The following is an 18042-nucleotide window of genomic DNA, read 5'->3' on the forward strand; positions in this document are numbered from 1 at the left end:
GCACCCCTTCATCTGCTGCCAATGAGCAACGATCTCTTCGCGGCCGATCCCGCGCATCGGCCCTATGTTCCCCTGGCCGAACGCCTGCGTCCCCGCACCCTGTCCGACGTGGTTGGCCAGTCGCATCTGCTGGGACCCGACAAGCCGCTGCGCGTCGCCTTCGACTCTGGCCGCCCGCATTCCATGATCTTCTGGGGGCCGCCCGGCGTGGGCAAGACCACGCTGGCGCGCCTGATGGCCGACGGCTTCGACGCGCAGTTCATCGCCATCTCGGCCGTGCTGGGCGGCGTGAAGGACATCCGCGACGCCGTGACGGTGGCGCAGGTCGCGCAAGGCCAGGGCCGGCGCACCATCCTCTTCGTCGACGAAGTCCACCGCTTCAACAAGGCGCAGCAGGACGCTTTCCTGCCGTATGTCGAAAGCGGGCTGTTCACGTTCATCGGCGCCACCACCGAAAACCCGTCGTTCGAGGTCAACTCGGCCTTGCTGTCGCGGGCGCGCGTGTATGTGCTGCAATCGTTGACGGCAGAAGAACTGCAACAGCTCGTTGACCGTGCGGTCGCGGCGCTCAATGAAGGACAGGAACCGGACGACACCATCCGCATCGAGCCCGACGCACGCGAGCAGTTGGCCGCGTGGGCCGACGGCGACGCGCGCCGCCTGATCAGCGCGGTGGAAGTCGTGGCCGAGTCGGCGCAGTCGGCCGGACGCGACACGGTGGACGCCGCCTGGCTGGAAATCTCGCTGTCGCAGAACCTGCGGCGCTTCGACAAGGGCGGCGACGCCTTCTACGACCAGATCAGCGCGCTGCACAAGTCGGTGCGCGGCTCGAACCCGGACGCGGCGCTGTACTGGTTCTGCCGCATGATCGACGGCGGCGCCGATCCCAAGTACCTGTCGCGCCGCCTGGTGCGCATGGCGGTGGAAGACATCGGCCTGGCCGACCCCCGCGCGACCGACCTGGCCGTGAACGGCGCCGACATCTACGAGCGCCTCGGTTCCCCCGAGGGCGAGCTCGCGCTGGCGCAGGCGGTTGTGTACATGGCGTGCGCCGCCAAGTCCAACGCCGTCTACAACGCCTACAACCAGGCGCGCAAGTTCGCGGCGGAACACGGCAGCGCGCCGGTGCCCATCCACCTGCGCAATGCGCCGACCAAGCTGATGAAACAGCTGGGTCATGGCAAGGCCTACCGCTACGCGCACGACGAGCCGCACGGCTACGCCGCGGGCGAGCAATATTTCCCTGACGGACTCAAGCCTTCCTTCTACCGGCCGACCGATCGTGGCCTGGAGGCTAAAATCCAGCAGAAGCTGGCATTCCTGCGCGAGCTGGACGCACAGGAACGCGCCAAGAACCGGTGACGGGCAATCCCCCGCCGCCTTTTTTGCAACCTCACCGACCTCACCATGCTAGACCCGATACTGCTGCGCAAAGACCTGCAAACCGTCGTAGACCGCCTGAAGACCCGCGGCGTCGCCTTCGACACGGAACGGTTCAACGACCTGGAGTCTCGCCGCAAGGCCGTCCAGACCGAAACCGAGTCCCTGCAAGCCCGCCGCAACGCGCTGGCCAAGCAGATCGGCCAATTGAAGGCCAAGGGCGAGGACGCCAGCGCCGTCATGGCGGAATCGCAGGCCGTGCCCGTGCGCCTGAAGCAGCTCGAGGAAGAGCTGGCCGCCCTGCAGCAGCCGCTCAATGACCTGCTCATGTCGGTGCCGAACCTGCCGCACGCCAGCGTGCCGCTGGGCGAGTCCGCCGACGACAACGTCGAAGTGCGCCGCTGGCTGCCCGGCCAGGCCGGCGCCGACGGCAACCCGCCCGCGCTGGGCTTTGAGCCGCGCGACCACGTCGCGCTGGGCGAACCGCTGGGCCTGGATTTCGACATGGCCGCCAAGCTGTCGGGCGCGCGCTTTTCGTTCATGCGCGGCCCCATCGCCCGCCTGCACCGTGCGCTGGCCCAGTTCATGCTCGACCTGCAGACCGGCACGCACGGCTACACCGAGTGCTACACCCCGTACATCGTCAACGCCTCGACGCTGTACGGCACCGGCCAGCTGCCCAAGTTCAAGGACGACATGTTTGCGGTCTCCAAGGGCGGCGGCGACGACGATCCCAAGGTCGACGACCAGGGCAAGCCGTATGTGCGCGAAGACCAGTACCTGATTTCCACCTCGGAAATCACGCTGACCAGCGTGGCCAGCGGCACGATCCAGGCCGCCGCCGACCTGCCGCTCAAGCTCACCGCCCACACGCCGTGCTTCCGCTCTGAAGCCGGCAGCGGCGGCCGCGACACCCGCGGCATGATCCGCCAGCACCAGTTCGACAAGGTCGAAATGGTGCAGATCACCCAGCCGGACCAGTCGTACGAGGCCCTGGAAGAAATGGTCGGGCACGCAGAGCGCGTGCTGCAATTGCTGAATCTGCCGTACCGCGTCGTGCTGCTGTGCACGGGCGACATGGGTTTCGGGTCGTCCAAGACGTATGACCTGGAAGTCTGGCTGCCGGCACAAAATACCTGGCGCGAGATTTCGTCGGTGTCCAACTGCGAAACCTTCCAGGCCCGCCGCATGCAGGCGCGTTTCCGCAATGCCCAGGGCAAGCCGGAATATGTCCACACCCTGAACGGCTCCGGCCTGGCGGTGGGCCGCGCGCTGGTCGCCGTGCTGGAAAACCACCAGCAGGAAGACGGCAGCGTGTTGATTCCGGAAGCGCTGCAGCCCTACATGGGCGGTATTACGGTACTAAAACCCTGATATTCGCGCGGCGTCCATCGGCCATTTGGCTGATAAAAAGACGGAGCCTGCGGGCTCCGTTTTTTTTTATCATTGCCGACATATTGCTGTCTTTTTGGAACGTTATCGTGCTCACGTGAGTGCTTGATTTTTGATGTGAGCAATTGTGTATTTGGCATAAAAGGGCCGGATAGTTACGGCACAATACACCGGCGTTCTACACGCTTCATTCACTTATATAACAAGGAGTTGTCCATGACTTCAAGAATGATTGGAGATTTTCGTGTGAGATGCTCTGTGGCAAAGGAAGACGAGCAGGGTTATCGGGTGCAAATATGGACTCGCCGAATCGGCGGAACCGCACCCGAAAAATGCTGGACGGTGCCGGGTCAGGCGCCGTTCACTGATTTGCACGAAGCAGAACAGGAAAGCCGTCATCTGTTCCAGGGCATTAATGGTGTGCGTTTTAACGGTGAACCGGAGTTTGCTCATGCGTCCGCATAATGGTTGGTGGCGGGCGTCCAGTGCGCCGCGCCGCTGGATCGATCTGGTCCAGGAATCGCCGCGTTGGGCCGATGACAAGGCCAAACCGGTTGCGCAACAACCGGCCTCGGTGGTTGCAAAGCCTGTGCAGGCGCCCGCCGCCTGACAGGTTGTCACGGGGCACCGGACATTGCCTCGACAAAAGAAAGGCCACTCGCAGGAGTGGCCTTTGCTTTTGGCGCGAGCGATTATCAATCGCGGTCGTGGCCGCGGCCCCGGTAATACCCGTGACCGTGTTTCGGGCCGTGATAGTGGCCGCGATCGTAGTAGCGTCCGCCACGGTAATACACCGGCGCCGGGTATACCACCGGCGGCGGGGGCGCGACGTACACCGGCGCCGGGCGGTAATACACCGGCGGCGGCGGCGCCACGTAGACCGGCTGCGGAGCCACATAGACCGGTGCCGGGTAGACGATTCCAGGAACGCCGATTGAGATGCCGACGTCCACGCGTGCCAAGGCGACACTGGAGATCATCAGCCCCGCGGCGCCAACACCTGCAATAAGCCATTTTTTCATCTTGCACCTGCCCGCTGCGAGACGCAGCAAAGTTGAGTATTCGTTGGCGCTATTTTCGGCGGTTTGCGCCAGCTATACGTAAGCATCCCGGCCGCAATCGCGACAATCCGCAACCGCCCCCGTTTTCATTCGGCGACGGGTGCTGCGCTGCGGCAGCGCGGGTCCGCTCTGGCGAAATGGCGATTGAAGTCGATTGAAATAGGATGGAATTAACTGAAGCCGAGGCGTGATGTTACACCTTGACACCAACTCCAGGCGGCCGGGGCGAGCGGTGTTGCGCCCGCGCGCCAGCGCCTCAGTAATCCGACTTGTCGAAGGGCGCGGTCTGGCGGTATTCGACCACCCACACCCAGGGATTGGCCGCCCACGCATGCGCGCCATAGCGTTCGCACCACATCAGCGCGAACGCCGTTTGCAGGGGCACGCCGGGCAGTAGCGCCGAGCTTTGATAAAGCGCGTGCGTGCCCTCCGCACGCGCATCGGCCTCGGTCAGGTTCTGCAGCCGCTGGATACGTACGCCCACGACCACGGCGCTGGCAAACGGCGCGCCGGCTTCGTCGGCCAGGATGATGGTCTCGCCCGATTTTCCATAGGGGCACCTGACCCAGCTTGAAGTCTTGCGCATCTCGGACGGGTTGTCAGGCGACGGCCCCATGGCCACCCATCTGCCGGAATCGGCGGCGTCCGCGTACCAGACCGTTGTGAACTTGGACGGCTGCGGCTTGAGAATGCGCCGACTTTGCACCTTTGCCCCGTCCAGAATGGCCTGCTTGAGCGGTTCGCTGAACTGAAGTAACTGCCGTTTCATGTGCTAGCTGTATCCCTCGCGATGAACGCTTGCGCGCTTATTGCTGTTATGGCTGGGGCCCGCACGTGCCACCTGCTTGAGACGGACTCAATCTCTGCTTCGGGGAGTATGACGTGTCACGACTTACCTGTCAGGTGGGCGCTGCATATGTGTTGTCTTTTTGAAAATGCCGAGGCGTTGTTTGTATACTCGACGCATGACTACCGACCTCCATAATCTCAAGCCCGGTTACTACTGGTACACCATGGCCAACGACCCGCTGGCCGTCATCCATATCCATGAAGACGGCGGGGCCACGCTGATGGGCACGGACTATCGCATCGGCGCCGAAGGCGTTGCCGACATGGTCCGCCAGGGCGAGCGCTTTTTCTGGATCGAACCGCCCCAAGTCTGACATGGCGGATCTGCTCCTCAAGAACGTCCGCACGCCGCAAGGCGAGGGCGTGGACGTTCTGGTGCGCGGCGGCCGCATCCTGCAAATCGGCCCCGGCCTTGAGGCCGATCCCGCCGTGAACGTCGAAGAGGGCGGCGGCGCCTTGCTGCTGCCCGCCTTCGTCGAAGGCCACACCCATCTGGACAAGACGACCTGGGGTTCGGCTTGGTATGTGAACAAGGTAGGCCCGTCCCTGACCGATCGCATCGACAACGAACGCAACTGGCGCGCCGCCACCGGGCACGACGCCGCCAGCCATTCGCATGCGCTGGCTCTGGCGTTCCTGCGCGCGGGCACGACCCGCATCCGCACCCACGTCGATATCGACACCGACGCCGGACTGAAACACCTGGAAGGCGTGCATGCCACGCGGCAAGCGCTGGCCGGCCGCGTCGAGATCCAGACGGTGGCGTTTCCGCAGTCGGGCCTCCTGGCGCGCGCCGGTACAGCCGACCTGCTGGACCAGGCGCTTGCCGATGGCGCCGACGTGCTCGGCGGACTGGACCCGTCCGCCATCGACCGTGATCCCGTGAAATCCCTGGATGTGCTGTTTGGCCTGGCCGACAAGCACGGCAAGCCGGTGGATATCCATCTGCATGAGCCCGGCGAACTGGGCGCTTTTACGCTGGAGCTGATTCTGGACCGCGTCCAGGCGCTGGACATGAAAGGCAAGGTCGTCATCAGCCACGCCTTTTGCCTGGGCGCGCTCGACGCCCGCCGTCTGGAGGGCTTGCTGCGGCGGTTGGCGCTGCTGGACGTCGCGCTGCTGACCACCGCGCCGGCGTCTCGTCCGGTGCCCTCGCTACGCGCCTGCCGCGAGGCGGCCGTGACGCTTTTTGGCGGCAATGACGGCATCCGGGACACCTGGACGCCTTACGGCAGCCCCGACATGCTGGAGCGCGCCGCGCTGATCGGGCTGCGCAACGATCTGCGCCGCGACGACGAGATCGAGTGGGCATTCGACTGCGTGACCCGCGCCGCCGCCCGCGCCTGCGGATTTGCGGACTACGGCCTGGCGCCCGGCGCGCGTGCCGATCTGGTGCTGGCCGATGCGGGCTGTATCGCCCAAGCCGTGGTGCAGCGTTCGCCGCGGCGCCTGGTGGTGTCCAGCGGCGTGGTCGTGGCGCGCAACGGCGAAGACGCCATTGCCTAGCGCGTGCGCTGGGCGGTCGTGCCGCCCTGGCCCAGCTGCGATTCGGCTAGTTCCACGAAGGCCCGCATCAATTCCGATCGCACGCCTGACCGCAGCCAGATGGCGCCCACCGTTCGAACCGGACAGGGCTCGGGCAGCGGCCAGCGTTTGACGTGCGCCAGCGGCGCGCCCGTGCTGGCCCAGTCTGGCAGCAGCGCCACGCCCAGCCCCTCGGAAACCAGCTTGGCAATCGATTCGATCCCATCCAGTTCAAAACGGACCCGGGGGCGCAGGCTGCGCGCCCGCAGGTAGTCGTCCGCCATTTTGCCGCCCACCACGCTGCGGTCATAGCAGATGTACGGTTCCCGCGCGATGACGGCCAGCGGGTCGTCGACCTTCATCTGCGCAGGCGTGACCAGCACCAGCGGTTCGCGGCGCAGGTCGCGCCACGCGCAGGTCTTGGGGACGGGAAACAGCGGATGCACCAGCAGCGCGCCGTCCAGTTCGCCCGACAGCACCTTGCTGTAGAGCAGCGTGGTCGGCGCCGGCTCGATATAGATCTCGATGCCCGGATGCCGCGCCACCCAGGTGCGCAGCACGGGCGGCATGATGCCGGTCAGGGCGGTGGGCGTGGCGCCCAGCCGCAAGGGTCCTGCAGGCAGATCCGTGTCCGACGCGGCCGAGCGCAGGTCGCGCACGTCGCGCAGGATGGCGCGCGCCCGCTCCAGGATGCGCACGCCGGCAGGCGTGGGTTTGACGGTGCGGCCCGAGCGCGCGATCAATGCGCTGCCCACGTCGGCTTCCAGCGCGCGCAGCCGTTGCTGCACCGTCGCTGGCGTCAGCCCTTGGTGACGGGCGGCCTGGGCGATTGAACCCAGTTCCACCACATGCACATACGTCTGCAAAAAGCGTGAGTCCATAACGGCCTGTCTATCCGGAAGATGATTTTTCCGTATTCTAAAGATGCGTGAAGATAATTGTTGTTTTCTTTGGTCGGGGGAAGAATACGTCCAGGCGATCAGGCAGCGCGCGGCGCGCCGATCGGTCCAGCCGATTTCACTGTCATCAAGGAGCTTGCCCGTGCCCATCATTGAATCCATAGACGTATGCGCCGCGGCGGTGCCTCTGGATAAAGTCACCTCGTTTTCCAACCGCACCGTGTCCACCCGCCACTATGGCCTGGTCAAGGTGCGCTCTACCGATGGCGTCGAAGGCATCGGCTTTTGCTACGTGGGCAGCGCCGGCGGCGCCATTTTCGAGGCCGCCGTCCAGAGCCTGCTGGGACCCGTGTTGCTGGGAAAGGATTCGCATGCGGTCGAAGGCCTGTGGCAGGCGATGTATCAGGAAGCCCTGTTGCAGGGCCGGCAGGGCACGGTGATGCGCGCATTGAGCGCGCTGGACATCGCGTTGTGGGACTTGAATGCCAAGACCGCGGGCCTGCCGCTGCATAAATTCCTGGGCGCGATGGAATTGGAATCGGTGCCGGCGTATGCCAGCGGCGGTTATTACCTGGATGGCAAGACCCCGCAGCATTTGGGCGAGGAGATGGCCAGCTATGTGGCCAAGGGCTTTGGCGCCGTCAAGATGAAGACCGGCCGCCTCTCGCCCCGCGAGGAAGAAGCGCGCCTGAAGGCCGCGCGCGAAGCCGTGGGGCCGGATGTCGAGTTGATGATGGACTGCAATAACGCGTGGCAGGACGTGACGCAGGCCATGCAGTACATCCGCCGTTTCGAGCAATACGAACCGTACTTCATCGAGGAGCCGTTCGGCCCGGACGACATCGACAGCCATGCCAAGCTGGCGCGGCTGACGCATCTGCCGATCGCCACGGCCGAAATCGGCTACGGCCGTTGGTATCACAAGGAACTGCTGGACAAGGGCGCGGCCGGCATCCTGCAGACGGACGCGGCGGTCTGCGGCGGCATCACCGAGTGGAAGCGCATCGCGGCCACGGCGGCCAGCTACGGCGTGGTGGTGTGCCCGCACTGGTTTCACGACGTGCATGCGCCGCTGGTCGCGGCCACGCCCAACGCGCGCTATGTCGAATTCTTCTGGGACGACCAGGTGCTGAACTTCCGCAAGCTGGTCGACCGCCAACTGACCCACAAGCAGGGCCGCGTGATCCTGCATCAGGAGCCGGGGCTGGGATTCGGCTTTGACGAGCGCATGGTCGAACGCTTCGGCAAGTGGACGCGCGTCGGCCGCTAGGCCGTTGGCGAGGCGCCGCGCAAAAGGTCACATGCGGTGCGCATGCGGCAGCGGCGCCGGTTCACGCTGGTGTTGTATCGAAGGTCCGCATCCAGGCCGCGCCAGATGGCCGGATGCCACGGAGGCAGGCAGTGTCCACATAACCAGTTGCCGGCCTTTGGACCGGCGCGCGAGGAGACAACAATGCAACGTAGGCAATTCATGACCGGCGCCGCGGCGCTGGGAGCGGCGCTGGTGCTGCCTGCGGTGGCGCGGTCGCAGGAGATGCCGTCCGGGCCGGTGAAGATCGTGGTCGGGTTCCCCGCGGGCGGCGGCACGGATGTGCTGGCCCGCCTGCTGGGACAAAAGCTGGGCGTGCTGTGGAACATGCCCGTCATCATCGAGAACCGCGCGGGCGCGGCCGGCATCATCGCGGCCGAACAGGTCGCGCGCCAGCCGGGCGACGGCAACACGCTTTTGATGGCGCACGTGAATAGCCACGGCATCGCGCCGGGCCTGCAGCCCAAGCTTGCGTATTCGGTGGACAAGGACTTCACGCCGATCGCTCTGGTCGGCAAGACGCCCACCATCCTGATCGGGGGCGCCGGGCAACCGGCCAAGACGCTGCCCGATCTCGTCGCGCTGTGCCGCGCGCAGCCGGGCAAGATCGTGTTCGGCTCAGCAGGCAGCGGATCGGCCCAGCACCTGGCCCTGGAAATCTTCAAGGCACGCGCCGGCATTGACGTGCTGCACGTGCCCTACAAGGGATCGGCGCCGCTGATGAACGATCTGCTGGGCGGGCATGTGCAATATTGCTTCGAAGGCATGACGACGGCCACGCCGTTGATCCAGTCCGGCAAGGTCATCGCGCTGGCGCAGACGCTGCAAAAGCGCTCCAAGAGCCAGCCCAATGTGCCGACGGTCGCGGAGCAGGGCTACCCGGGCTTCGAGGCGAGCATCTGGTTCGGCATGGTCGGGCCGGGCGGCGTGCCCGCCGCCATGGTCCAGCGCATGAGCCGCGACATCGACCAGGTGCTGGCGATGCCCGACGTGCAGGAAAAGCTGGCGCAGGTGGGCGCGGAAGACGGCGGCGGAGGCGTGCAGCGCTTTGCCGACTTCATGAAGAGCGAGCAGCAGAAGTACGCGAAGACGATCCAGGACGCGAAGATCGTGGCGGAGGGATAAAGCCCGATACGGGCGGTGTCTGACACCCAGGGCGCACATCCGGCATATGAAGATGGTCCCACTCGGGTGTCAGACACCGCGATTCCGATACGGGCGGTGTCTGACACCCAAGGCGCACATCCGGCATATGAAGATGTTCTCACTCGGGTGTCAGACACCGCGTGAGTCAGATGGCTCCCGCCTCCGGATCCACCCAGCCCGCCGTCGCCGAGATCGAGCGGGCTTTTTCGCTGAGCAGGCGTGCGGTGGTCGATTCCAGGTCGTCATCCACGGCGCCCACCGGTCCCATCAGCGTGATGGCCGCCTTCATTTCGCCCAGCATGTCGAAGATGGGCGCCGACAGCGACGTGAAGTGCGGCAGCAGCGCGTGGCGGCAACGGCTGATGTGGTGCTTGCGGACCTCGTCGCGAATGGCCTGCACGTCCGCCATCGTGTAGGCATTGCCGGCGGTGCCGCCGTGGCTTTCCGGCACGGACGAGGCCATCTCCTGTTCCAGTAGCTCGCGGGTCAGCGCATCCGGCAGGTGCGCCAGGAAATTGCGGCCCAGCGCGGATGACAGCAGCGGCATCACCGTGCCGACGCGCAATTCCAGGAGGGGCCGGCTGCGGCTGCCCTCGACGCGGTACACGATCGTCGGCCCCTTGTTGCCCCACACCCCCAGGAACACGGTATGGCCGGTGGCCGCGGCCACCTCCGCCATGATCGGGCGCGCCGTGGTGAACACGTCGAACTGTTCCAGGGCGGCCAGCCCCAGCCGAAGCGCGTACGGACCGAGCCCGTAATGGCCGGTGTCGGCGTGCTGCTGCACCACGCCCACCTTCTGGAAGCTCACCAGGTAGTAGTGGACGTTGGGAACGGTCAGCGCACAGGCGTCCGCGATTTCCTTGAGCGGCATCGGGCGGCCGGTCTTGCGGATGACGTCCAGGATCCGGAACCCCACCTCGATCGACTGGATGCCCCTGCGCGCCGTGGCAGGCGCCTGTTCCGAATTCTTCTCAGCCTTGCCGGCGGGCCTTGCCATTGCTGCCTCCACTGTGTGCGTGGCGGCAGTGTAGCAGCGGCCCTTTTGGCCCCTTGCACCGCCGCGCCGGGTTTCCCCTAGCTTTTGCCGGTGACGTCTTAGCTTTGATAATAGTTAATGCATACAGCAGTATCAATCTAAAACATCAGGGGAAAGCAAGCATGGAAGCGAATGTCGCAATGCCCAGGATCGACGCCGGGCCGACGCTGAGCCGCAAGGAAGAACGCCAGGTCGTGGTGGCCTCCACGCTGGGAACGTTGTTCGAGTGGTACGACTTTTTCATTTACGGGACGTTGGCCGTCTTCATGAGCCAGGTCCTGTTCCCGCAGGACAACCCGACCGTCGCGCTGCTGGCAGCCCTGGGCGCGCTGGCCGTGGGCTTCATCATCCGGCCGCTGGGCGCGGTGATGTTCGGCTACCTGGGCGACAAGCTGGGCCGCAAGTACACCTTCCTGATCACCGTCGTCATGATGGGCGGCGCCACCGTGCTGATTGGCTGCCTGCCCACCTACGAATCGGCGGGCCACCTGTCCTGGATCCTGCTGCTGACGCTGCGGGTGGTGCAGGGCCTGGCCGTGGGCGGAGAGTACGGCGGCGCGGTGATCTACGTTGCGGAACACTGCGAGCCGCGGCGCCGGGGCCTCTTGACCGGCTGGATCCAGATCACCTCGTCGGCGGGGCTGATCCTGTCGCTGGTCGTGATCCTGTGCGTGCAGGCCTCGATGAGCGCCGAGGACTTTCGCCAGTGGGGATGGCGTCTGCCGTTCATCCTGTCGATCGTGATGCTGGCCATCTCGATCTACGTCCGCGCCAAGCTGCACGAATCGCCGGTCTTCACGCGCATGAAGCAGCAGAACCGCCTGTCCAAGAACCCGGTCAAGGAAACGTTCGGCCAATGGCCCAGCCTGCGGCTCGTGCTGCTGGCGCTGATCGGCGTCACGGCGGGGCAAGGCGCCACGTACTTCACCGGCCAGTTCTACGTCATGATCTTCCTGCAGCAGGCCGTGCAGCTTGATCAGACCACCGTCTACACCCTGATCCTGATCGGCTTCATCATCGGCGCCCCGACCTTCGTGCTGTTCGGCTGGCTGTCGGATAAGGTGGGCCGCAAGTGGATCATGATGGCGGGCCTGTTCATCGGCGCGGTGGGCTACCACGCCATGTTCGACGTCCTGCTCAATGCCGGCAATCCGGCGCTGGCGCAGGCGATGCAGACGACGCCCGTCCGCGTGCATGCCGACACCACTGGCGGCGCCTGCGATTTCGGGCTGCAGGCCGCCATGATCGGCAGCCACGCCGACCACAAGAAGGTATGCGTGCAGGCCAAGAAATTCCTGGTCGGCAAGGGCATCAACTTCGAATACGCCGCGCCGATTCCGGGACAGGAGATCGCGATGAGCGTGGGCGGCGCCACCGTCAACGGCTTCGATCGCGCGGCATACGCCAAGGCGCTGGCCGCGGCCGGCTATCCGGAAAAGGCCGATCCGGCGCGGATCGACCGCGCCACCATCATCCTTATCCTGGTGCTCATGACCGCCGTCGTTGCCATGGTCTATGGTCCGGTCGCGTCCTATCTGGTGGAATTGTTCCCCGCGCGCATCCGGTACACGGCGCTGTCCTTTCCGTATCACATCGGCGCCGGCATATTTGGCGGTATCGTGCCCTTTACCGCCACCTACCTGGCGCAGGCCAGCGGCAATATCTTCGGCGGCCTGATGTACCCGGTGACGGTGATGGTGATCGTGGGAGTGATCGGCAGCTTGCTGCTGCCCAACACGCGTGCGAAGGCCATCGACGAAGACCCGGTCCACTAACAACAACGCGACAAGGAAGCGAGCAGAGACATGACCGTGCAAACCACCTTCAAGGCCGCCGTCATCCAGGCGGCGTCCATTCCCACCGACAGCGTGGCCTGCGCGCAGAAGGCGGCCGGGCTCATCCGCCAGGCGGCCGAGCAGGGCGCCCGCGTGCAGGTGTTTCCCGAGGCCTTCCTGGGCGGATATCCCAAGGGCAACTCCTTCGGCGCGCCCATCGGCATGCGCAAACCCGAGGGCCGCGACGCGTTCGCCCAATACCATCGGCAGGCCGTCCGCTTGGACGGCGAAGAGGTCGCGCTGGTGGCGCAGGCCGCGGCCGATACCGACAGCTTCGTGGTCATGGGCTGCATAGAGGCCGACGGCGGCACGCTGTATTGCACCGTGCTGTACTTCAATGGCCAGGCCGGCCTGGCGGGCAAGCACCGCAAACTGATGCCCACCGCGGGCGAGCGGCTGATCTGGGGCTTTGGCGACGGGTCTACCCTACCCGTCATCGACACGCCCTACGGCAAGATCGGCGCGGTGATCTGCTGGGAGAACTACATGCCCATGCTGCGCATGTACATGTACAGCCAGGGCGTGGCGCTGTACTGCGCGCCCACCGCGGACGACCGCGACACCTGGGTGCCCAGCATGCGCCACATTGCGCTGGAAGGCCGCTGCTACGTGCTGACGGCGTGCCAGCACCTGCGCCGCAGCGCGTACCCCGAAGACTTCGAATGCGCCCTGGGCGATGCGCCGGACACGGTGCTGATGCGCGGCGGAAGCGCCATCATCGGCCCGCTGGGCGAGGTGCTGGCCGGCCCGGATTTCTCGGAAGAGACCATCCTGTACGCCGACATCGAGCCCAACCAGATCTTGCGCGGCAAATACGACTTCGACGTGTCCGGACACTACGCCCGCCCCGACGTCTTCCAGCTGCAGGTGGACACCCGCGAGAAGCGCGCGGTGTCGGCGACCGGCCCCGCCGCGCCGCAGCAGGAGGCTTGATCGATGGAGTTCGATTTCAGCGCCTTGCCGGCGCAGACGGTCTACAACATCCTCACCTCGACCGTCACGCCGCGCCCGATCGCCTGGGTCACCACCGTGTCGGGCAAAGGCGTGGTCAACGCGGCGCCCTTCAGTTTCTTCAACGTGATGGGGCATCAGCCGCCGACGGTCGCGATCGGCCTGATGCGCCATCCCGATGGCGATTTCAAGGACACGGGCGCCAACATCATCGAGAACGGCGAGTTCGTGGTGAACCTGGTGCCGGAGTCGCTGGTCCGCGAAATGAACCAGACCTGCGCCGATTACCCGGCCGACGTGGACGAGATGGCCGCGGCCGGCCTGACGGCGCTCGCGTCCACGCATGTCCGGCCGCCCCGCATCCAGGGCAGCCCGGTGGCGCTGGAATGCGTCAGCCAGGCAACGGTCGTGACCGGCCCGCGCCAGATCGTCGTCATCGGCCGTGTCCTGGGCGCGCACGTCGAGGACGCCTATGTGCGCGACGCCGAGCGCGGCCACGTGGACACGCCGGCGCTTGGGCTGATTGCCCGCATGCACGGCGGCGGCTGGTACGCCCGCAGCACGGACACCTTCCAGCTTGCGCGGCCGGCGACGCCGGATTGATCTGACAACGGCCTTCGGGCCGTTTTTTGCGCGAAAGTAAGACATCCAACCGGACGCCAACAGCACACCGAGTCACAACACCCCGCCAGCGCGCAGCGCACACCGCGACGACGCCCCACTGGCCCAATGCCGATTGCCGCCGCCCGCGCGGCAGCAATTCGGCGGCCCCGCAGATCTCCTGCCCTATCCACAGGTCTTGTAGCGCGCAGACCAAAGACCCTCTCAGCACGGCGTCGCGGTCACCGTGGGTGCGAGCGCCGTCGATGCGCTCGAGGGAATCTGAAGGGAGCCGAAGGCGGACGAAGATGACGAAGGGGGAGTCCGGAGCGAAGGCTCCGGACCGCAATCGTGGGCGATCGTGCCCACGGTGGCCGCGGCGGCGGGCGACCTACGAAGCCTGCGGCAAAACCCGCCTGGTCCCCACCCGTGCGTTTGCGGCCGGAAAGCGGCTTTTTTACAACGCCGCTGGCGCGTTTGACGCAATGCGTCGAGGTTGCGTCAATAACGCCTTCATTTCCCCTGATGACCCCCAAATCCGGACTGCTAGCATCCGTTCGACCGTCGCGAGAACCCTCGACAACTCGACCTCTCCGCCGGCAATTTTCAGACACAACGGACACCATTATTGGGGGCGGATAACCAGGGGCTTGCGAGCATCTGGCCTGTTTTGGAGGCGGCGCAATTCCGCCGCCGAGGCATTCGCCCGAGCCCGCATTCACACTTGCCCTGGAAGCCGCCGGAGGCAGTATGAAAAACATGAAGCTTGGAACCCGCCTGGCGGGTGGTTTCGCCATCTTGCTGGCCATGATCATGGTCATGTGCGTCGTCGGGCTGGTCAGCCTGGCCAACATCAACGATTCGGTCGACACGCTGACGCAACGTTCACTGACCAAGGAGCGCCTGATCAACGACTGGGCGCGCAACATCCAGACCGGGGTCACCCGGACCACCGCGATCGCCAAGAGCGCCGACGCCAGCCTGGCGGGCTTTTTCACCGAGGAAGCGGCGGCCTCTACCCGCAACTCGTCGGCCTTGCAGCAGAAGATCGAGCCGCTGATCGAGACCGACGAGGAAAAGGCGCTGTGGCAGGGAATCGGCAAGGCGCGGGCGGACTATCTGCGCACCCGCGACGGCATCTTCAAGGCCAAGCAGGAAGGCAACGTCGAGGCCGCCAACAGGATATTCACGCAGGAGTTCCTGCCCGCGACGCGTCAGTTCATCGACAACATCAATCGCCTGTCCGCGCTGCAACGCGCCGACATCGATGCGCGGGCCGCGGAGATCGAAGCGTCCTACGGCAACGCGAATCTGTGGATGATCGTGATCGGCTCCATCGCGGTGGTGTGCGGTCTCTTGATGTCCGTGCTGCTCACGCGCAGCATCACCCGTCCGCTGTCCGACGCCGTGCGCGTGGCGCGCACCGTCGCAGCCAACGACCTCACCAGCACGATCGTCGTGCGGTCCCGTGACGAGATCGGCCAGTTGATGATGGCGCTGGAATCCATGAACGCCAACCTGGCCGCCACGGTCGCCCGCATCCGGACCGGTGTCGACAGCATCGCGTCCGCGTCCGGCGAAATCGCGGCAGGCAATACCGATCTGTCTTCCCGCACCGAACAGCAGGCCGCTTCGCTGGAAGAAACGGCCGCGTCGATGGAACAGCTGTCCTCCACGGTCAAGCAGAACGCAGATAGCGCCAAGCAGGCCAACCAGCTTGCCGCGGCGGCCTCGGAAACCGCATCGCGCGGCGGCGCCACCGTGTCCGAAGTCGTCAGCACCATGAACGCGATCTCCGCCAGCTCGGTGAAGATTTCGGACATCGTGTCGGTGATCGACGGCATTGCATTCCAGACCAACATCCTGGCCCTGAACGCCGCGGTGGAAGCCGCGCGGGCTGGCGAGCAAGGCAAGGGCTTCGCGGTCGTGGCCGCCGAGGTGCGGACGCTGGCGCAGCGCAGCGCCCAGGCCGCCAAGGAGATCAAGGTGCTGATCGAAGACACCGTGCAGAAGATCGGCCAGGGCTCGGGCAGCGCCGAACGCGCCGGGGCGACCATGCAGGAGATCGTCAGTTCCGTGCAACGCGTGACCGACATCATGGGCGAAATCGCCGCGGCCTCGGCCGAACAGGCCGACGGCATCGAGCAGGTCAACCGCGCCGTGGCGCAGATGGACGAGGTGACCCAGCAGAACGCCGCGCTGGTCGAAGAGGCCGCCGCGGCGGCGGGATCGATGCAGGATCAGTCGGCGGATTTGACGCGGGCGGTGAGCGCGTTCAGGTTGCCGGGCGGCGCAGAGCGCGTGTTGGCGGTTGAGGCAGTGTCGTCCGTCCACGCTGGCGAAACGCCGGCGCCGCGGCGGCTGGTTACTTATTGACAACACAACGCACAAAGAAAAAAGCCCCTGATTTCTCAGGGGCTTCATTCTTTAATACTTGGCGGAGAGGGTGGGATTCGAACCCACGGTACGGGGATACCGTACGCCTGATTTCGAGTCAGGTACATTCGACCACTCTGCCACCTCTCCGTGGCTGGGTTCCGCAGCGGTGAAGTTTCGGTTTAACAAGACTTCACTAAAGATCCCTGGTCGGAAGGATCTTCGTTGTCGGAGCAGCGAAGCCCGCAATTCTACAGGATTTTTTTCTTTTGTGTAAAGGGGCGGATAAAAGGAAGGGTAAAAGGACCACAACGGGTTTCATCCGGCTTTCAGTCGGGGCAATCTTTGGTCAGAATTCTTCCCATTCCGCCCTCCGCCCATCCCATGGACCTCATCCTCATCCTGCTGCTCGCCGCGGTGCTGTGCGTGCCCGTCACACAAATGCTGGGTCTGGGCGCCATTCCCGGCTATCTGATCGCAGGCATCCTGGTCGGCCCATCGTGCTTCAAGCTGGTCACCAATGTGGACACGATGATCGGCGTCTCGCAGTGGGGCGTCGTGATGATGCTGTTCATCATCGGGCTGGAGCTGTCGCCCAAGCGCCTGTGGGCGATGCGCAACGAAGTCTTCGTCCTGGGTTCGCTGCAGATGCTGGTGTGCGGCCTGCTGCTGGGCGTGGTGTTCGGCGCGGCCCTGCGGCATCTGGCCGGCATGGAATGGCAGGCAGCTGTGCTGTGCGGCCTGTCGCTGGCGCTGTCGTCCACGGCGGTGGCGCTGCGGCTGCTCGACGAGCGCCAGTTGACCCGCGCGCCGCTGGGGCGCTCGGCGCTGGGGGTGCTGCTGTTTCAGGACATGGCCGCGATTCCGATGCTGGTGGCTGCTGGCCTCTTGGGTTCGGATGGCACGTCGGCCCCGTCCTTCAAGGAAGCCCTGATCGCCGTGGCGGTGGTGGCGCTGGCCTACCGGCTGCGCCTTCTGGGGTGGGCGGCCAAGGCGGAATTGAACGAACTGTTTACCGCCGCGGCGCTGCTGATGGTGGTGGGCGCCGCCCAGTTGTTCGACTATGCGGGTCTGTCGGCCGGCCTGGGCGGATTCCTGGTGGGCGTGCTGATGGCCGAATCGCGCTACCGGCACGAACTCGAAAAGGCGATCGACCCGTTCAAGGGATTGCTGCTGGGCCTGTTCTTCGTGGCCATCGGCATGTCCATCAACTTGAAGGTGGTGGCCCATCACTGGATGTTCATCTGCGCCGGCGTGCTGGCGCTGCTGGCGGTCAAGGCCGTCATTCTTTATGGCTTTGCCCGCTTTCTGGGGTTGCCCCGTTACCACCGCCTGCTGTTTGCGCTGGTGCTGGCCCAGGGCGGCGAGTTCAGCTTCGCCATCTTCAACGAAGCGTGGGACAACCATCTGGTCAACCTGGAGCAGCGCGACGTGTTGTCGGTGATCGTCGCCGTGTCGATGGGCGTGGTGCCGGTGCTGATCAAGGTGCTTGAGCGCGTGCCCGAAAAGTATGGCGGCATGGCCGGCCTGCCGGTGGCGGACGCCGCGCCGCCCGCCGACGCCGCGTCATCGTCCCCGTCGGACAAGCCGCCCGCCGCTTGACCCTGCGGCGGGTGAGGGCATGGCATGATGGGCGCCTTGCCGGGCAGCTACACTTGTAGCCCTGTTCGTTTGCCCCCTT

General features: G+C 65.3%; 17 protein-coding genes and 1 tRNA gene. 13 read left to right on the forward strand and 5 right to left on the reverse strand.

The window, feature by feature from the left end; all coding sequences use genetic code 11:
• The first annotated feature begins 21 nt into the window (after positions 1–21).
• From V6V88_RS05235 to V6V88_RS05250, 4 genes are all read left to right on the forward strand, one after another.
• Entirely contained in the window at positions 22–1362 is a 1341-nt protein-coding gene (locus V6V88_RS05235) for a replication-associated recombination protein A (RefSeq protein WP_062840409.1), read from the forward strand.
• Between the two features lie 45 nt (positions 1363–1407).
• A complete protein-coding gene (serS, locus tag V6V88_RS05240) occupies positions 1408–2754 on the forward strand; it encodes a serine--tRNA ligase (protein WP_056321392.1) in 1347 nt (448 codons plus the stop codon).
• 234 nt (positions 2755–2988) lie between these two features.
• Entirely contained in the window at positions 2989–3237 is a 249-nt protein-coding gene (locus tag V6V88_RS05245) for a hypothetical protein (RefSeq protein WP_081100999.1), read from the forward strand.
• Positions 3224–3382, forward strand: a complete 159-nt coding sequence (locus tag V6V88_RS05250) for a hypothetical protein (RefSeq protein ID WP_155721871.1) — start codon at positions 3224–3226, stop codon at positions 3380–3382. The genes V6V88_RS05245 and V6V88_RS05250 overlap by 14 nt, the downstream gene beginning before the upstream one ends.
• Before the next feature lie 85 nt (positions 3383–3467).
• On the opposite strand, the gene V6V88_RS05255 is transcribed toward V6V88_RS05250, so the two are convergent.
• Both V6V88_RS05255 and V6V88_RS05260 read right to left on the reverse strand, forming a co-directional pair.
• Positions 3468–3794, reverse strand: coding sequence for a virulence factor (locus tag V6V88_RS05255; RefSeq protein ID WP_056321394.1), 327 nt, complete (start codon positions 3792–3794; stop codon positions 3468–3470).
• 295 nt (positions 3795–4089) lie between these two features.
• Complete coding sequence (locus V6V88_RS05260) at positions 4090–4602, reverse strand: ASCH domain-containing protein (protein ID WP_062840410.1); 513 nt, start codon at positions 4600–4602, stop codon at positions 4090–4092.
• A gap of 196 nt (positions 4603–4798) precedes the next feature.
• On the opposite strand from V6V88_RS05260, the gene V6V88_RS05265 reads away from it, so the two are divergent.
• Together V6V88_RS05265 and V6V88_RS05270 are read left to right on the forward strand one after the other, a co-directional pair.
• Positions 4799–4996, forward strand: a complete 198-nt coding sequence (locus V6V88_RS05265) for a hypothetical protein (protein WP_056568607.1) — start codon at positions 4799–4801, stop codon at positions 4994–4996.
• Between the two features lies 1 nt (position 4997).
• The gene (locus V6V88_RS05270) at positions 4998–6188 is read left to right on the forward strand and encodes an amidohydrolase family protein (RefSeq protein WP_062840411.1); all 1191 of its coding nucleotides are present in this window, start codon (positions 4998–5000) and stop codon (positions 6186–6188) included.
• Here V6V88_RS05270 and V6V88_RS05275 read toward each other — a convergent pair.
• Positions 6185–7087, reverse strand: coding sequence for a LysR family transcriptional regulator (locus tag V6V88_RS05275; RefSeq protein ID WP_062840412.1), 903 nt, complete (start codon positions 7085–7087; stop codon positions 6185–6187). The two genes, V6V88_RS05270 and V6V88_RS05275, sit on opposite strands and share 4 nt — an antisense overlap.
• Positions 7088–7247: 160 nt before the next feature.
• On the opposite strand from V6V88_RS05275, the gene V6V88_RS05280 reads away from it, so the two are divergent.
• Together V6V88_RS05280 and V6V88_RS05285 are read left to right on the forward strand one after the other, a co-directional pair.
• A complete protein-coding gene (locus tag V6V88_RS05280; protein ID WP_062840413.1) occupies positions 7248–8375 on the forward strand; it encodes a mandelate racemase/muconate lactonizing enzyme family protein in 1128 nt (375 codons plus the stop codon).
• A 183-nt stretch (positions 8376–8558) separates the two neighbouring features.
• Positions 8559–9539 (forward strand): tripartite tricarboxylate transporter substrate binding protein, encoded by a 981-nt coding sequence (locus V6V88_RS05285; protein ID WP_223574436.1) that lies wholly within the window; start codon positions 8559–8561, stop codon positions 9537–9539.
• Between the two features lie 166 nt (positions 9540–9705).
• Here the strand turns inward: V6V88_RS05285 and V6V88_RS05290 are convergent, their stop codons facing one another.
• Positions 9706–10560: an IclR family transcriptional regulator gene (locus tag V6V88_RS05290; protein WP_338618214.1), complete on the reverse strand. Its 855-nt coding sequence runs from the start codon at positions 10558–10560 to the stop codon at positions 9706–9708.
• A gap of 161 nt (positions 10561–10721) precedes the next feature.
• On the opposite strand from V6V88_RS05290, the gene V6V88_RS05295 reads away from it, so the two are divergent.
• The 4 genes from V6V88_RS05295 (at position 10722) to V6V88_RS05310 (ending at position 16361) form a co-directional block, all read left to right on the forward strand.
• On the forward strand, positions 10722–12374 hold the full coding sequence (locus V6V88_RS05295; protein WP_338618216.1) for an MFS transporter: 1653 nt from the start codon (positions 10722–10724) through the stop codon (positions 12372–12374).
• A 30-nt stretch (positions 12375–12404) separates the two neighbouring features.
• A complete protein-coding gene (locus V6V88_RS05300) occupies positions 12405–13367 on the forward strand; it encodes a carbon-nitrogen hydrolase family protein (protein ID WP_280002222.1) in 963 nt (320 codons plus the stop codon).
• Positions 13368–13370: 3 nt separating this feature from the next.
• The gene (locus tag V6V88_RS05305; protein ID WP_062840418.1) at positions 13371–13988 is read left to right on the forward strand and encodes a flavin reductase family protein; all 618 of its coding nucleotides are present in this window, start codon (positions 13371–13373) and stop codon (positions 13986–13988) included.
• Between the two features lie 756 nt (positions 13989–14744).
• Entirely contained in the window at positions 14745–16361 is a 1617-nt protein-coding gene (locus V6V88_RS05310) for a methyl-accepting chemotaxis protein (RefSeq protein ID WP_338618218.1), read from the forward strand.
• 59 nt (positions 16362–16420) lie between these two features.
• On the opposite strand, the gene V6V88_RS05315 is transcribed toward V6V88_RS05310, so the two are convergent.
• Positions 16421–16511, reverse strand: a tRNA-Ser gene (locus tag V6V88_RS05315).
• A gap of 234 nt (positions 16512–16745) precedes the next feature.
• On the opposite strand from V6V88_RS05315, the gene V6V88_RS05320 reads away from it, so the two are divergent.
• A complete protein-coding gene (locus V6V88_RS05320) occupies positions 16746–17963 on the forward strand; it encodes a cation:proton antiporter (protein ID WP_056321422.1) in 1218 nt (405 codons plus the stop codon).
• The last annotated feature ends 79 nt before the right edge of the window (positions 17964–18042 follow it).

The organism is Achromobacter sp. E1, assembly GCF_037039475.1.
Taxonomy (GTDB): Bacteria; Pseudomonadota; Gammaproteobacteria; order Burkholderiales; family Burkholderiaceae_B; genus Achromobacter; species Achromobacter mucicolens.

Coding starts and splice junctions, on each gene's coding strand:
- V6V88_RS05305 (WP_062840418.1), top strand. CDS start 13,371: ATGGAGTTCGATTTCAGCGCCTTGCCGGCGCAGACGGTCTACAACATC.
- V6V88_RS05255 (WP_056321394.1), bottom strand. CDS start 3,794: ATGAAAAAATGGCTTATTGCAGGTGTTGGCGCCGCGGGGCTGATGATC.
- V6V88_RS05270 (WP_062840411.1), top strand. CDS start 4,998: ATGGCGGATCTGCTCCTCAAGAACGTCCGCACGCCGCAAGGCGAGGGC.
- V6V88_RS05310 (WP_338618218.1), top strand. CDS start 14,745: ATGAAGCTTGGAACCCGCCTGGCGGGTGGTTTCGCCATCTTGCTGGCC.
- V6V88_RS05260 (WP_062840410.1), bottom strand. CDS start 4,602: ATGAAACGGCAGTTACTTCAGTTCAGCGAACCGCTCAAGCAGGCCATT.
- V6V88_RS05300 (WP_280002222.1), top strand. CDS start 12,405: ATGACCGTGCAAACCACCTTCAAGGCCGCCGTCATCCAGGCGGCGTCC.
- V6V88_RS05265 (WP_056568607.1), top strand. CDS start 4,799: ATGACTACCGACCTCCATAATCTCAAGCCCGGTTACTACTGGTACACC.
- serS (WP_056321392.1), top strand. CDS start 1,408: ATGCTAGACCCGATACTGCTGCGCAAAGACCTGCAAACCGTCGTAGAC.
- V6V88_RS05245 (WP_081100999.1), top strand. CDS start 2,989: ATGACTTCAAGAATGATTGGAGATTTTCGTGTGAGATGCTCTGTGGCA.
- V6V88_RS05285 (WP_223574436.1), top strand. CDS start 8,559: ATGCAACGTAGGCAATTCATGACCGGCGCCGCGGCGCTGGGAGCGGCG.
- V6V88_RS05290 (WP_338618214.1), bottom strand. CDS start 10,560: ATGGCAAGGCCCGCCGGCAAGGCTGAGAAGAATTCGGAACAGGCGCCT.
- V6V88_RS05320 (WP_056321422.1), top strand. CDS start 16,746: ATGGACCTCATCCTCATCCTGCTGCTCGCCGCGGTGCTGTGCGTGCCC.
- V6V88_RS05295 (WP_338618216.1), top strand. CDS start 10,722: ATGGAAGCGAATGTCGCAATGCCCAGGATCGACGCCGGGCCGACGCTG.
- V6V88_RS05275 (WP_062840412.1), bottom strand. CDS start 7,087: ATGGACTCACGCTTTTTGCAGACGTATGTGCATGTGGTGGAACTGGGT.
- V6V88_RS05235 (WP_062840409.1), top strand. CDS start 22: ATGAGCAACGATCTCTTCGCGGCCGATCCCGCGCATCGGCCCTATGTT.
- V6V88_RS05250 (WP_155721871.1), top strand. CDS start 3,224: ATGCGTCCGCATAATGGTTGGTGGCGGGCGTCCAGTGCGCCGCGCCGC.